Below are 12,990 nucleotides of genomic sequence, written 5' to 3' on the forward strand. Positions count from 1 at the left end.
TACGTTTTTACGTATTAATATAATGTTTTATAGTATAATATATAATATATTTTAATTTATTTATACGTATTACTATTATTTATATATTATTTTATGTATATTTAATAAAATAATCCGTATAATACTTTAATGATTGAAACAAGTGATATATTTAATTTGCTTCACAATGCAGTTGAAGCAAAAAATATCGGTAAGAAAATTTCACAAGCAAAAATGGCAGAAGAGCTTGGTGTACCAATGAGAACATATCAAGATTGGAGGCTTGGCAACTCAAAGCCACAAGCTGCTGCTGCAGTTTGTAAGCTACTATGTGAGCTTGACGATGATGAAATATTATTTGTTATCAATAAGATGAGAAAGTTGTTAGGAAAATAGATGGAAAATTTGACACAAAAAGAGAGAATAGACCTTGAGAGCGTATTTGCAGCTATCTGCACTAAAAAAGAGCCTAAATTTTTAGGTTTTTATAAAGACTTTTACTCGAGTGCAATTTTAAAATTTTACGTAGTTAAAGACAGAATTAAAAAAATAAAAAACAAGAAAAATTAGTTTTATATTATTTGAGTAGAAAAATATTTTTTACTGCATTTAAAGATTAATAATTTAGATAAATTCTCCTTAAATATTGACTCTATTTAAAGAGAATTTGCCGACTTATTTCTCACCAAATTTAGCTAGCGCTCTTTGGTAGTCCTCTTCGCTATCGATGCCGATACTTTGGCTCTCAACCTCTAGCATCGCTATCTTTTTACCATTTTCTAAGGCGCGTAGCTGCTCGAGTTTTTCGGTATTTTCAAGGCTTGAAGACATAAGAGCACAAAACTCTTTTAAGCTTTTTACGCTGTATCCATAGATGCCTAGATGCGCTTTATAGCTTTTACACTCGCTTCTGTTAAATGGTATCCTTGATCTTGAAAAATAAAGCGCATAGCCCTCAAAATCAGTCACCACTTTGACTAAATTTTTATCATCTGCAAACTCATCGTCCATCCTTTTATAGCAAGAAAACATGAAGGCTTTCCCTTTCTTTTGCTCGCAAAATGCCCTAAATTTAGCGATATTTTCAGGCTCAATAAATGGCTCATCAGCCTGAACATTTATGATGATCTCGCTCTCATTTAATCCCAAAATTTGCGCCGCTTCGTTTATCCTGTCAGTGCCACTTTGATGATCTTTGCTAGTTAGTACAGCTTTTATGCCGTGAGCCTTGGCGATCTCTAGCACGCTTGGCTCATCAACAGCAACCGCCACATCGTCCACGCCGCTTACTCTAAGAGCCGTCGCCACAAACATCGGCACGCCATTTATCTCTTTTAAAATTTTATTACTAAACCTTGTTGAGGCAAGGCGGGCTGGGATGATTATCATCGCTCGATCCATTCTAGGACGCACTTTTCGATCTCGTCCTCTTTTATGATATTTTTGTGTAAAATTTTCGTGCTAAATAGCGAGTTTATCGAGCTTGGCACGCTATCGTTTAAGATTTTAGCGGTCTTTGCGAGCGCATCTTTTTCATCTTTTGTATCTTTGATCTGGCACGCTTTGATCATGCTTGGCGTAAATTTCACCCAGTGCGCGGTCGATGTGATGACGTTTATGCGGCCAGCATCTACCATTTTAAAGCAAGTAGCCGTATGTGGATCGATCGCGTAGCCGCCTTTTGCGAGCTTTGCGATGTATGCCTCGCACTCTTTGTCGTCGCACCAGCTAGCCTCAAAGTCCTCTTTTAGCGCTTCAAGCTCCTGCTTGCTAAGTTTATAAGATTTATCTTTAGCTAGGCTTTGCATGAGTTCATTGGTTCTAACGCTACCAAATTTATCAAATAGCAAGCGCTCGACATTTGAGCTGATCAAAATGTCCATCGCCGGACTTATCGTCTTAACTAGTTTTTTGTCCCTGAGGTCGTAAACGCCGGTAGTAAAAAACTGCGTCAAGATATTGTTTGCATTCGAGGCGATCTTGATCTTACCGATCCTTGCGCCCATTTTTTTAGCGTAATACGCCCCAAGAGCGTTGCCAAAATTCCCACTTGGCACGATGATGTCAAAGCTCTCGTTTGCTTTAAGTGCTTTTTGTTTTAGCAAATTTGCGTAAGCGTAGGCGTGATAGATGATCTGAAAGAGAATTCTGCCAAAATTTACCGAGTTTGCCGCGCTTAGTTTAAGACGCTTTTTCTTAAGCTCGGCCTTAAATTTATCATTTGCAAGCAGCGTTTTAAGTGCTCTTTGGGCGTCGTCAAAGTCGCCTTTTATGCCAAAAACCTTTAAATTTTCACCCTGCATGGTCTGCATTTGTAGTTTTTGAACCTCGCTCGTGCCGCCATCTGGATAGAGGCAAACGACCTTGATATTTTCGTCATTTGCAAAAGTCTGAAGTGTCGCAGGGCCCGTGTCGCCGCTAGTTGCGCACATGATAAGGTATCTTTCGCCTCTTTCTTTTGCTAGCTGGCTAAGCAGCGAGCCAAAAGGCTGAAGCGCCATATCCTTAAAAGCCCTAGTTGGACCGTGATATAACTCATTTACGTATAAATTTTTATCTATTTTTTTAAAAATAACTGGATGTTTTGGATTGTCAAAACTCGCGTATCTCTTAACCGCTTTTTTGAAAAATGCCTCTGGCACATCAAATTTAAATAGTGATATGATATAAAGTGCGAGCTTCTCGTAGCTTAATTGTGAGAGCTCTTGCCATTTTGATTTTGTTATTTTTGGAAGCTTTTTTGGCGCATAAAGTCCGCCATGAGCGGAGCTTGGACTAAGCATGGCTGTGCTTAAATTTACATTTTTTGTCTTTTCGTCTTTCACGCTTCTAGTTGGTGTTAGTCTCATTTTTTACCTTTTTTGGTTGATTTTTTTATCCAATTTTCATATTTTTTAAAGACCTCTTTTGGCCTAAGTGCCAAAATTTCTGGGGTTTCGTAGCTGTGGTGCTTTCTTATAAATTTAGCTACTTTTTTAAATTTCTCGTCTGTTTTTATGAATAAAATTTGCTCTTTTCCATCGCAAAGCTTCTCTTGCCAAAGATAAATGCTTTTTGCGCTAAAGCTACTCACACAAGCTGCAAGGCTCTTTTTTACGAGCTTTTTACTTAGTTTTTTTGCCTCTTTTTTCTTTGCGACCGAGGTGATTAAAATTCTCATTTTGATCCAAAATTTCCTTTTAAAAAGTGGCTCATTATAACAAAATGGACTTAAATTTGCTGTGCCAAAACCTTTTTAAACTCTTCACTTAGCGTAACTTCAAGCGTTATAAGCGATACTGGTAAACCAAAATCTTTTGCCTTTACATAGTCCTTTTGCGTCATCAAAAGCGAGGTGGCACCATATCTTTTTAAAATCTCTTCTAGCTCATCTTTTGAAAAATTATAATGGTCAGGAAAAAAGACTTGAGCTACGCACTCATCAAAGAATGGCTTAAGGCGCTCTGGGTTTGCTATGGCGGTAACTAGAACCATTTTTTCGCTTTTATTTAAAATTTCACTCTTTCTAAAATGAGTTTGCCCTTCAATCGCTATAAAATCAGCAAATTTATAAAAGCTAAATGGATATCTATAAGCTCCACTTGGCAGACAAAATTTTAGCCTTGGCTCTGGATTTGGACGCACCAAGATATCAAATTTAGCTATGTCAAATTTAGAAAATCCGTCATCTAGCAAAATATACTTTGCGCCATGCTCTTTGGCATATTTTATAGCTACTTTCCTATCTTCGCTTACTATCACATTTGCGTTTTTAAGACTTGTAGCATATATCATCGCCTCATCGCCACTTGCTGTTACGTCAAGTAAAATTTCGCCATTTCGAGCGACAACTTGCATGCCTTTGCTTTTTCTTTTATAGCCTCTAAGAATGATAAAAGCGCCCTCGTAATTTTTAGCAATTGCCACGCAAAGTGGAGTCTTCCCGCTTCCTCCAAGTGTCAAATTTCCCACGCTTATTATCTTTATGCCAAAGTCTATTTTTCTAGCAGTAAATTTCTTAAGCACAACAATAAGAAAATAGATAAAACTTAGTGGCAAAAGTAAAAATGCTAGTAGAATTTGAAAGAAATTTGGGCGAAAGAAGTAGTCATTCGCCCAAGTATGCAAGAAAATATTTAATTTCTTAAACACGAGTTTTAGAAATTTCTTTTACTTTGTTGCAGATGTATTGCACCTCTTCGTCACTCAGACTATGATAAATAGGCAATGACAACACTTGCTGATAATTTTTTAAAGCATTTGGAAAATCATTTACTTTAAGTGAGTATTTATTTTTGTAATAGCTTAGTAAATGTATCGGTATGTAGTGCAATGATGTGTGAATTCCGTGCTCCAAAAGCTCTCTAGCAAAGCCATCTCGATTTTTATTTATCTTAATAATATACTGAGTATAAATGTGTTCACGTTTTTTGACAGGGATTGTTATATTATGGCACTCGCCAATCTCTTTATCATAAATTTTTGCGATCTCTTGTCTTCTTTGTATGAGCTTATCTGTTCTTTCTAGCTGCGCAATAGAAAATGCTGCATTTATCGAGTTTATATCATACTTTAAGCCAATATCAACGACATCATAAATATAACTCAAGCTACCGAATTTATCAATGCCATTTACAAGAGCATAGTTGCGAAGTAGTTTTGCTCTTTTATAAATTTCCTCATCATTTGTCGTAAAAAATCCAACCGTTGATATAGGATTTTGCACACGCGAATGTGTTTGAAAGCATGACAAAAAGGAGTCTGAACCAACCTTTTTGCCATTGTATGTTAGTCCCATACCGCGATTTGCATCATCTAAAATTTTTACACCGTATTTCTCACAAACCGCCGTTATCTCATCCATCCTAGCACTTTGACCTGCGATATGAGAGATAAAAGCACATTTTAATTTTTTGTGATTTTGCTCTTTTAGCACTTTCTCAAGGGCGTCTGGGCAGATGTTAAAATCTTCTTCATCAACATCCACAAAAATAGGTTCAGCATCAAAATGTCTAACAGCTTGTGCAATGCTAGGAAAAGCATTTATGGAGCAAATAACCTTATCTCCGCGTTTAGTATCAAGCGCACTTAGTGCCAAGTGGTGTGCGGCTGCGATATTATTTGTGGTAACTACAAATTTTGCACCAAAATACTCTTTTAACTTCTCTTCAAATCTAGCAACGATATTAGTAGTATTTTCAGAGTGCAAAGCCTCTTCAATAAGCTCACTTTCACGCTCAGTGATAGTTGGTCTATAAAACGGAATCTCTCTCATCTTTAATCCTTTAAATTTTCACTATCAACGGCATTTGTCGTTTAAACCTGTTTGAAACAACTCTATTTTCTATATCCGATACTGCTTTTAATCCGAACTTTTTGATGACTTGCTCCTTGTTATTTTCTAAATTTTCTAAAATCTCATCAATAACAGCATAACTGTAACCTATGTCGCCTTCGTCACTTTGTCCATCCCACAAATCAGCCGAAGGTGCTTTGTTGATAAAATTTTTATCAACCTCAAGATGTTTTGCAAATTCAAAAATTTCACTTTTGTAAAGCTCTCCGATAGGATTTATTGCACATGCTAAATCCCCAAATATCGTACCGTATCCAAGCATAAGCTCACTTTTGTTGCTTGTTCCGATAACTAGAGCGTTTATACTAGATGAATAATCATAAAGCAAGCTCATTCTAACTCTAGCTGCTAAATTCCCTTTTCTTAAATTGCTTAAATTTACATCTATCGTTTCGTAAAAGGCATTTAAAATACCCTCTATGGATAAAACCTTATATTTTATGTTTAATTTTTCGCATAAATTTAAGGCGTCATCCATATTTTGTCTATTTGATGATGCTGTTGGCATGATGAGCGCATGAGTTTCATTTGGTTTTGCTCTTGCGCACAAAGTCGCTACTACAGCAGAATCAATACCTCCACTAACACCCAACAACAAATTTTTATCTTTAGTTTTATCTTTTAAGCTAAAAACTAAAGTTTCTTCGATCTTTTGATACTCCTTCATTCTTCCTTTGCCTAGATTTGCTTCCTTTTGTAAAAATTATACTAAGTAAATTTAAAATTTTTCTTTAAGTTTAAGTAAAAAGATGTAAAATTTTAAGAAATAATAAATTTAAGGTAAAAAATGAGAGTAATGCATAAAAGCTTTGGAGATTTTAGCACTAATTGTTACATAGTTACAAAAGATAACTCATCTTTAGTGATAGATCCTGGAGATGGGGCAAAAGAATGGGTTTTGCAAAATACTAAAAATTTAAAAGCCATCCTTTGCACTCACGGGCATTTTGATCATATTTACGACGTGAGCGAGCTAAAAAATGAGCTAGAAATTCCAGTTTATATCAATAAATTTGATGCTTTCATGTGTGAGAGTGATATTTTTGGTTATATGAAAAGTACTTTTACTCCAGATGTTTTGGTTGATAATGATGAAAATTTTAACATTGATGATTTTTTCATCAAATTTCATCATTTCCCAGGACATACGCCAGGTTGCTCGATGATAGAGATAGATGACATGATGTTTAGTGGAGATTTTTTATTTAGAGGAAGCATAGGACGCTGGGATTTTCCTTTTTCAGATAAAAATGAAATGTTAAAAAGTCTAGGAAACTGTAAAAATTTAAAAGATAACTTCACGCTTTATCCAGGGCACGGAGAAGGCAGTACATTAAAGGCCGAGCAAAATAATATTGATTATTGGATAGATATAGTAAAAAATAGCTAAAATTTCGGTGGTATTAATTTCAAGTTTCAAACTTCTAAAATACACTTAATCACTATTTAAAATTTATATTTTTTATAAAACTAAGGATCGATCAAAAAAGATAGAAAAATTTTATATGGAGTCTATTAAATTTTAAAGAGGTCCGAGCGAAAGCTCGCTCGGATAAAGGTTTTAGAAGCTATATTTTGCTTCAAATCTTATACGATTTTGTTTAAAGCTTTCGCTATCTTTTTTATCTTTAGCAGCTGCATACCAAGTTAGGAAATTAAGTTTTTTGCTATATTTGTAGCTAGCTTGTGCATACCACTCATTTCTTTTTGCTCTCTCTTTATTAAGAGCATAGCTTGTGCCTTTACCTTGAGTATAACCAGCACCAAGACCAAATTTATCTATGTCATATCCAGCATTAACAAACCAGTAATCGTTGTCACCTTTGATATTATTGTAGTATTGTTTGCCACCACCACTCATTACGCTATTTAGTATTTTAGCTGGGTTGATTAGCTGACCATTTGCATCGATTGATGTAAATGCGATTTTACCGCTATTTCTAGTATCTCTATCTCTATTTTTAGCGTCAAATTCTAAATAACCAGCATTAAATTTAGCACCAAATAGTTTTGTTCCAGCTTGAACAGCCCAAAAGTCAGCATCAGTTACTTTTTTGTGATCTGAATCACTATAAACATATTGACCTTTTAGGTTTAGGTTTATATCGTCAGTTACATTAAAGCTAAATGCTGCTTCAGCACCATAAAGTGTTGCTATTTCTTGTAGATTTGCAATAGCTACTTTAAATGATACTGGGTCGTAGCTACCAACTGCACCTAAATAATAAAGGTTAGCAGGAGCATCATGAAATTTTGTACCATCCGTTACTTCTTTTAGGAAAGGTCCATCTACTTCATCACTATTGTTTTCTATGGCATCATAAGCAGCAGCTGTTAAAGTAAGACCAGATACATCTGTACTTACCACTTTTAGACCAGTAGCTGCTATATCACCATCATCATAGAAAGTTTTGATAAGTTGTTTACCAGCTGTAATAGTAGTGTTAGATACTTTGTATCCTAGATACATCTCATATACACCAAAAGAATTTGTTGTATTTGTTTTATCTGTACCAGTTGCTACTTTATCGCCTGAATCATCAGTGGCAGAATACCTTAGTCTTAAAACACCAAAGAAGTTATCGTCTATCGCAGCTTTAAATGCTGTCTCCATTCTAAACGCATGACCAGCACTATTACCCTTTACAGTATCAGCTTTAGTTTTTTTAGTACTATCATTTGTATAACGATATCTTGCAAATCCTGAAAGATCTACATTTTTTATAGCTTCTTCAAGTGGAGTTGCACTTGCAACGCTTGAAAATGCACCTAAAGCAACCAAAGCAGCTAAGCTAACTTTTGTAAGTTTCATCTAAATCTCCTTTTGATAAAAAGTTTTGAAAGGATATTATCATAGAAAATTAATTTTATTGCTTAATTTTCCTTAAAATTTTAAAAAATGTTACCAATTATTTACCAAAATAGGATAATGAGATAAAGATTGTCTTTTTAAAATTTCGTTTTATTTGGGATTAAAAATCAAAAATTTTTACTTACTTTTAGCTATTAGCCTTAGCTTCTTCTCGTTCTTTTTTCTGCCTTATAGCAGCTTCTTTTTGGATATTTTTTTGTTGAGCCAAGAAGATATGCTCTTCAAGTGTGACAAGTTGAAATACTCCTTCAAAAATTTTTATATCTTTAACGTATCCAAGCACTTTTACTTCTCTTTTTCTGCTCTCTTCAAATCTTGCTTGAGCGTCAAATTCCACCACGTCACCAAGCTTTAGCGGTCCAAAGAAATTTATCCTAGCCCCGATACTAACGCAAAATTCTTCATTAATAGCTAAAAGTGCAGCATGATTTGCGCCCATAAAAATAAATCCACTATGAATAAGCCCCTCAGTGTCGCACATCATATCATCTGTAGTAAAAAATCTAGTCTTTGCGTGATTTTTTTCAAGCAAAAATGCCGTTCCACTAAAATTTAGCTTTGTAAGTAGAGCAGTTTTGATCTCGTTTCTTAATGGGTTTTCATCTTCTGGTAAGATTATTTGCGATTCGTCTTTTACATCATAGATATTTTCTTCTGCCATTTTTATCCTTAAATTTTAACTCTAACATATGCTCTTTTTGGTGCCGGATAGCCCTCAATGGTCTTTGTACTATCATTTGGGTCTAAGAAATTTCCAAGACTCTCGCCATCTATCCACTGCGTTTTTCGCTGCTCATTTAGATCAGTCGCCTTTGTTTCAAGCAAGGTAAAATCCCTAAATTTAGCTCTCTCGCACCAGTTTTGAAGCGCGCTAAGCGTTGGCACAAAGTAGATATTTGGAATTTTTGAATACCTATCCTTTGGACTTAGTGCAAAGTCGCCCTTCATATCAATATACATAGTATCTAAAAATAGCTCGCCACCAGGATTTAGCGCGGCTTTTAGCTCTTTTAGTATTCTTATAGGATCGCTTCTGTGGTATATCACGCCAAGACAAAAAATCGTATCAAATTTTACTGCGTATTCAGGCAAGTTCTCAACGCCAAGAAGCTCATAAGCGATATTTGAGTGGATAAATTTGTTTAAAAATTTAAACTGCAAATATGTATGCACGCTAGGATCAAAGCCAGTTATGCTTTTTGGACCGTATTCAAGCATCTTAAACATATAATATCCATTGTTGCAACCAACATCAGCCATACACTTTCCTGCTAAATTTAGATGCGGTGCTAAGATATTAAATTTGATAAAACTTTGCCACTCGCTATCTATATATATATCATCAAGTAAAAATGGTCCTTTTCGCCAAGGCTTTAGGCTAAGGGCGAGGTTGTAAATTTCATCTTTTTTAGCTTGGTCTAAATTTTTAAATTTCACATTTACACTATCTTTTAGCTCAAGCTCGCAGTCAAAATTTGCTAAATTTTCTATCCTATTATAAATTTGCTTTTGCTGCTCATTAAATTTACTAAGATCCACGCTATTTCCAGTCGACGATGTTATGCGGACACTCTTTTTGGTAGGTGCCAGTCGCGTCATAATACTCTTTACAATCATTATAGTATTGAGTCGAAACTCCACGCTCATTCATATAAAGACAACCATTGCAAAATAGCGCTATAAAGCCTAAAAATATAATCTTTTTCATGTGGCGGATTTTATCATAAATAAAAATTTTATGCTAGAATAGCAGGCAGTTTTAGAGCCAAGTTTGGCTAATATTAAGCAAAAAGGCATTTTATGCAAAGAAGAGATTTTTTTAAATTCAGTAGTTTTTTAGGTGCAGCGAGTCTGCTTCCAAGTGTCACTCTAGCTAGCGACGAGCCAGCAAGCCCAGTAGTTAGAAATTTCGACGTAAATTTCAAACACCAGCTGCTTGAAAAGGGCAAAAGCTCAAAAATTTGGCTACCACTCCCACTAAGCACCACTTATCAGCAACTAACCCAAGACTACGTCATAAACACAACCGCTAAAAACGTCTATATCTCAGATACGCTAATACCTACAATGTATGCTGATTTTGAAGAAAACGAGCCAAGACCTATCTTAAATGTGCAGTTTAAAATCCAAACAACAGAGCGTAATACTGACTTTAGCAAGGTAAATTACGATCCAAACGAGAAGGTTGATCCTGCAGTTTTAGAGTTTTTAAAACCAACCTCACACATCCCAACTGACGGCGTCGTAAGAGCAAAAGCGTTAGAGATAGTTGGAAATTTAAAGGGCGATTTAGAGCGTGCAAAAGCGATCTACACGTGGGTTGCAAACACTATGGAGCGTGATAACAGCATCCTAGGATGTGGCACAGGCGATGTTAAAGCCATACTTGAAAGTGGTAAATTAGTTGGCAAATGCACCGACATAAACTCTGTTTTTGTGGGACTTTGTAGATCAGTTGGCATCCCTGCAAGAGAAATTTTTGGTATCAGAGTTGGTCAGTCTAGATTTTCAGATCAGATGGGCAGCGCAAAAGATGGCGTGGCTAAAATTTCAGGCGGACAGCACTGCAGGGCTGAATTTTACCTAAAAGGCTATGGTTGGATACCGGTTGATCCAGCAGATGTCACAAAGGTAAGACTGGGCGAGAAATTAACAAACGACGACGCTAAGATCAAAGCTGTTAGGGACTATTGCTTTGGCAACTGGGAGATGTGCTGGATAGGCTTTAACTACGGACGCGACTTTATCTTAAAGCCAACCCCAGAGCAAACTCCGCTAAACAACTTTGGCTATCCATACGCTGAGGTTGATGGCAACACACAAAACTACTATTCGCCAAAAGAATTTAGCTACGACTACGTCTCAACAGAGCTAAAATGAGAGCCTTTTGGCTGATACTAACATCCATAGGTAGTGCTATTGGCGCTACCTTGTGCTGTTTGCCAGCACTTCTTTTTCTGCTTTTTGGCACATCTTTTTCATTTCTATCTTGGACACAAAATTTATACGAATACCGCGTCCCTTTAAGCATCGTGGCGGTCATTTGCTTTGTGATCTCAGGCATTGCTTTATTTTACAAGCCAAAAAGCTGCAACCTGAGCTATAAAAAGAAAAAATGGATACTTGTATATATACTTTTTGGAGTGATTTTGCTTTTACTCCTTACATACCCAGAGCTTTTAGGAGAAATTTATGCGTAAAATTTTAGTTTTAGCCCTTTTGGTGGCTGCAAGCTACGCTGATAAAAAGATAGAAATTTCAGTGCCTAGCATGCACTGTCCGCTTTGCACGGCGATTGTTAGAAAGGCTGCTCTTAGCGTCGAGGGCGTAAAAAAGGCAGATGTATCGCTAAAAGAGCGAAAAGCTGTCATTATAGCAGATGATAAGCTCGATGAAAAAGAGCTTTTAAAAGCAGTCGATGCGACTGGCTATAAGGGCGAAATAAAATAAATCTACGGAGGCAAATATGTCAAATAGTGAAATTCTAACGAAATTTGAGACACTTGCTGCGATACCACACTGCAGTTATGAGACCGATAAGATGCGTGATTTTCTAGCTAGCTATGCAAAAGATAAGGGCTGTGAGGTCGCAGTCGATAGTTTTGGCAACATTCATGCGTTTAAAGGCAAGCCAAAAATTTGCTTGCAAAGCCACTACGATATGGTCTGCATGGGCGATGCGCCAAAGATAGAGATAGTTTATGGCGATGATGGCTACATGAGGGCTAAAAACTCATCTCTTGGTGCAGATAACGGCATCGGCGTAGCTATAATGATGCAGATGATAAGTGAATTTGACGACATTGAGTGCCTCTTTACAAACAACGAAGAGGTCGGTATGGTCGGAGCTGCTGGCTTTAGTGGCAATCTTTTAGCCGATAAGCTTTTAAATTTAGATAGCGAAGAGGACGATAGAGTCACTATCGGCTGTGCTGGTGGTATAAATTTATTTGCCACTATCGCACTAAATAGTAAAAAAACAAAAGAGAGCACACTTTACGAAGTAAAAGTGAGCGGCTTACCAGGTGGACATTCTGGCAATGAGATACACAAAAATATCCCAAATGCGATCAAGATTTTGGCTACATTTGTGACTAAAAATGGCTGCAGGCTTGTTAAATTTGAAGGTGGCGAACGAAGCAACTCTATTCCAAGCGGCGCAACTGCTCTTGTGTTAAGCAATAAAGAGCTAAAGAGTGAGTGTAAAAATTTAAGTGTGAAAAAGCTTGGCACGGGTGAAGAAATTTTAGAAAATGGCGAGAAAATTTTAGCTCTTATTAACTCATTTTCTCAAGGCGTAAGAGCCTATAACTGCGAGCTAGGCATACCACAAGATAGTGTCAATCTCTCACTTGCAAAGATTAAAGATGATGGCATGCTTGAAGTAGAATTTTTCGCTAGATCAATGAGCAAAGATGGCCTAAATAGAATGGAATTTGAAATTTCTGAGCTTGCAAAAGCGCTTGGTTTTAACATCATAAGTAAAGATAGAAACCCAGCATGGAAACCTATAAATGATCAATTTGCAAACGACATCCTAGAAGAGCTAAAAATTTATAAACCAGAAGCTAGGATAACAGCTGTGCATGCAGGTCTTGAGTGTGGCGTACTTTTAGAGAAAAAAGTGGGTCTTAGCGCTTGCTCAATAGGACCAAACATCCACTCTCCTCACTCAACAAGAGAATGCTGCGAAGTTGAATCTGCACTTTTTATAGAAAAAGTGGTTCGCGGTATCGTTAAAAAATACAACTCATAATCCAAACCAAAATTTGCTAGAAATTTCTAGCAAATTTTATCTATCAAA

The 12,990-nt window shown here is 36.4% G+C and carries 17 protein-coding genes; 7 read left to right on the forward strand and 10 right to left on the reverse strand.

From position 1 onward, the window contains the following. The first annotated feature begins 129 nt into the window (after positions 1-129). Together MTT30_RS05170 and MTT30_RS05175 are read left to right on the forward strand one after the other, a co-directional pair. A complete protein-coding gene (locus MTT30_RS05170; RefSeq protein WP_072594609.1) occupies positions 130-375 on the forward strand; it encodes a DNA-binding protein in 246 nt (81 codons plus the stop codon). Continuing rightward, positions 376-549, forward strand: a complete 174-nt coding sequence (locus tag MTT30_RS05175; protein WP_429801222.1) for a hypothetical protein — start codon at positions 376-378, stop codon at positions 547-549. A 105-nt stretch (positions 550-654) separates the two neighbouring features. Here MTT30_RS05175 and kdsB read toward each other — a convergent pair whose 3' ends face one another. Genes kdsB through MTT30_RS05205 form a run of 6 tightly spaced genes read right to left on the reverse strand, consistent with a single transcriptional unit; the run spans position 655 to position 5,981 of the window. Then, on the reverse strand, positions 655-1,368 hold the full coding sequence (gene kdsB / locus MTT30_RS05180; protein ID WP_429801223.1) for a 3-deoxy-manno-octulosonate cytidylyltransferase: 714 nt from the start codon (positions 1,366-1,368) through the stop codon (positions 655-657). Continuing rightward, positions 1,365-2,828 carry a threonine synthase gene (gene thrC / locus MTT30_RS05185; RefSeq protein ID WP_429801224.1) on the reverse strand — a complete coding sequence of 488 codons (1,464 nt, stop codon included), beginning with the start codon at positions 2,826-2,828 and terminating at the stop codon, positions 1,365-1,367. The genes kdsB and thrC overlap by 4 nt, the downstream gene beginning before the upstream one ends. Next, a complete protein-coding gene (gene cutA / locus MTT30_RS05190) occupies positions 2,825-3,139 on the reverse strand; it encodes a divalent cation tolerance protein CutA (protein WP_103618588.1) in 315 nt (104 codons plus the stop codon). The genes thrC and cutA overlap by 4 nt, the downstream gene beginning before the upstream one ends. A 50-nt stretch (positions 3,140-3,189) precedes the next feature. Further along, complete coding sequence (locus MTT30_RS05195; protein WP_429801225.1) at positions 3,190-4,110, reverse strand: tetraacyldisaccharide 4'-kinase; 921 nt, start codon at positions 4,108-4,110, stop codon at positions 3,190-3,192. Then, the gene (locus MTT30_RS05200) at positions 4,103-5,233 is read right to left on the reverse strand and encodes a DegT/DnrJ/EryC1/StrS family aminotransferase (protein ID WP_103589556.1); all 1,131 of its coding nucleotides are present in this window, start codon (positions 5,231-5,233) and stop codon (positions 4,103-4,105) included. The genes MTT30_RS05195 and MTT30_RS05200 overlap by 8 nt, the downstream gene beginning before the upstream one ends. Before the next feature lie 10 nt (positions 5,234-5,243). Beyond that, a complete protein-coding gene (locus tag MTT30_RS05205) occupies positions 5,244-5,981 on the reverse strand; it encodes an NAD+ synthase (protein ID WP_196086354.1) in 738 nt (245 codons plus the stop codon). A 120-nt stretch (positions 5,982-6,101) separates the two neighbouring features. Between MTT30_RS05205 and MTT30_RS05210 the strand changes: the two genes are divergently transcribed. Continuing rightward, on the forward strand, positions 6,102-6,704 hold the full coding sequence (locus MTT30_RS05210; protein ID WP_429801226.1) for an MBL fold metallo-hydrolase: 603 nt from the start codon (positions 6,102-6,104) through the stop codon (positions 6,702-6,704). Positions 6,705-6,875: 171 nt separating this feature from the next. Here the strand turns inward: MTT30_RS05210 and MTT30_RS05215 are convergent, their stop codons facing one another. The 4 genes from MTT30_RS05215 to MTT30_RS05230 all read right to left on the reverse strand — a co-directional run bounded on the left by MTT30_RS05215 (position 6,876) and on the right by MTT30_RS05230 (position 9,894). Next, the gene (locus MTT30_RS05215) at positions 6,876-8,126 is read right to left on the reverse strand and encodes a major outer membrane protein (RefSeq protein WP_429801227.1); all 1,251 of its coding nucleotides are present in this window, start codon (positions 8,124-8,126) and stop codon (positions 6,876-6,878) included. Between the two features lie 187 nt (positions 8,127-8,313). Continuing rightward, positions 8,314-8,847, reverse strand: a complete 534-nt coding sequence (locus tag MTT30_RS05220) for a PaaI family thioesterase (RefSeq protein ID WP_429801228.1) — start codon at positions 8,845-8,847, stop codon at positions 8,314-8,316. 8 nt (positions 8,848-8,855) lie between these two features. Further along, positions 8,856-9,725 (reverse strand): tRNA 5-methoxyuridine(34)/uridine 5-oxyacetic acid(34) synthase CmoB, encoded by an 870-nt coding sequence (gene cmoB, locus MTT30_RS05225; protein ID WP_429801816.1) that lies wholly within the window; start codon positions 9,723-9,725, stop codon positions 8,856-8,858. Position 9,726: 1 nt separating this feature from the next. Continuing rightward, positions 9,727-9,894: a hypothetical protein gene (locus MTT30_RS05230; RefSeq protein ID WP_002942642.1), complete on the reverse strand. Its 168-nt coding sequence runs from the start codon at positions 9,892-9,894 to the stop codon at positions 9,727-9,729. Positions 9,895-9,986: 92 nt separating this feature from the next. Here MTT30_RS05230 and MTT30_RS05235 point away from each other — a divergent pair, with 92 nt between their 5' ends. The 4 genes from MTT30_RS05235 to MTT30_RS05250 are packed head-to-tail and all read left to right on the forward strand — an operon-like array spanning position 9,987 to position 12,942. Beyond that, complete coding sequence (locus MTT30_RS05235; RefSeq protein WP_429801229.1) at positions 9,987-11,066, forward strand: transglutaminase domain-containing protein; 1,080 nt, start codon at positions 9,987-9,989, stop codon at positions 11,064-11,066. Continuing rightward, positions 11,063-11,386: an aryl sulfotransferase gene (locus MTT30_RS05240; RefSeq protein WP_087577685.1), complete on the forward strand. Its 324-nt coding sequence runs from the start codon at positions 11,063-11,065 to the stop codon at positions 11,384-11,386. Before MTT30_RS05235 ends, MTT30_RS05240 begins: the two co-directional genes overlap by 4 nt. Beyond that, a complete protein-coding gene (locus MTT30_RS05245) occupies positions 11,379-11,636 on the forward strand; it encodes a heavy-metal-associated domain-containing protein (RefSeq protein WP_087577684.1) in 258 nt (85 codons plus the stop codon). Before MTT30_RS05240 ends, MTT30_RS05245 begins: the two co-directional genes overlap by 8 nt. 16 nt (positions 11,637-11,652) lie before the next feature. After that, a complete protein-coding gene (locus MTT30_RS05250; protein ID WP_429801230.1) occupies positions 11,653-12,942 on the forward strand; it encodes a M28 family peptidase in 1,290 nt (429 codons plus the stop codon). The last annotated feature ends 48 nt before the right edge of the window (positions 12,943-12,990 follow it).

This window comes from Campylobacter concisus (assembly GCF_050447445.1).
GTDB classification, from domain to species: Bacteria; Campylobacterota; Campylobacteria; order Campylobacterales; family Campylobacteraceae; genus Campylobacter_A; species Campylobacter_A concisus_BI.

What these genes read in the sequence shown, in the direction of transcription:
- cutA (WP_103618588.1), bottom strand. Translation starts at nt 3,139, where the DNA reads ATGAGAATTTTAATCACCTCGGTCGCAAAGAAAAAAGAGGCAAAAAAA.
- MTT30_RS05170 (WP_072594609.1), top strand. Translation starts at nt 130, where the DNA reads ATGATTGAAACAAGTGATATATTTAATTTGCTTCACAATGCAGTTGAA.
- MTT30_RS05240 (WP_087577685.1), top strand. Translation starts at nt 11,063, where the DNA reads ATGAGAGCCTTTTGGCTGATACTAACATCCATAGGTAGTGCTATTGGC.
- MTT30_RS05175 (WP_429801222.1), top strand. Translation starts at nt 376, where the DNA reads ATGGAAAATTTGACACAAAAAGAGAGAATAGACCTTGAGAGCGTATTT.
- MTT30_RS05220 (WP_429801228.1), bottom strand. Translation starts at nt 8,847, where the DNA reads ATGGCAGAAGAAAATATCTATGATGTAAAAGACGAATCGCAAATAATC.
- MTT30_RS05250 (WP_429801230.1), top strand. Translation starts at nt 11,653, where the DNA reads ATGTCAAATAGTGAAATTCTAACGAAATTTGAGACACTTGCTGCGATA.
- MTT30_RS05245 (WP_087577684.1), top strand. Translation starts at nt 11,379, where the DNA reads ATGCGTAAAATTTTAGTTTTAGCCCTTTTGGTGGCTGCAAGCTACGCT.
- MTT30_RS05200 (WP_103589556.1), bottom strand. Translation starts at nt 5,233, where the DNA reads ATGAGAGAGATTCCGTTTTATAGACCAACTATCACTGAGCGTGAAAGT.
- MTT30_RS05235 (WP_429801229.1), top strand. Translation starts at nt 9,987, where the DNA reads ATGCAAAGAAGAGATTTTTTTAAATTCAGTAGTTTTTTAGGTGCAGCG.
- MTT30_RS05210 (WP_429801226.1), top strand. Translation starts at nt 6,102, where the DNA reads ATGAGAGTAATGCATAAAAGCTTTGGAGATTTTAGCACTAATTGTTAC.
- MTT30_RS05205 (WP_196086354.1), bottom strand. Translation starts at nt 5,981, where the DNA reads ATGAAGGAGTATCAAAAGATCGAAGAAACTTTAGTTTTTAGCTTAAAA.
- thrC (WP_429801224.1), bottom strand. Translation starts at nt 2,828, where the DNA reads ATGAGACTAACACCAACTAGAAGCGTGAAAGACGAAAAGACAAAAAAT.
- kdsB (WP_429801223.1), bottom strand. Translation starts at nt 1,368, where the DNA reads ATGATAATCATCCCAGCCCGCCTTGCCTCAACAAGGTTTAGTAATAAA.
- MTT30_RS05230 (WP_002942642.1), bottom strand. Translation starts at nt 9,894, where the DNA reads ATGAAAAAGATTATATTTTTAGGCTTTATAGCGCTATTTTGCAATGGT.
- MTT30_RS05215 (WP_429801227.1), bottom strand. Translation starts at nt 8,126, where the DNA reads ATGAAACTTACAAAAGTTAGCTTAGCTGCTTTGGTTGCTTTAGGTGCA.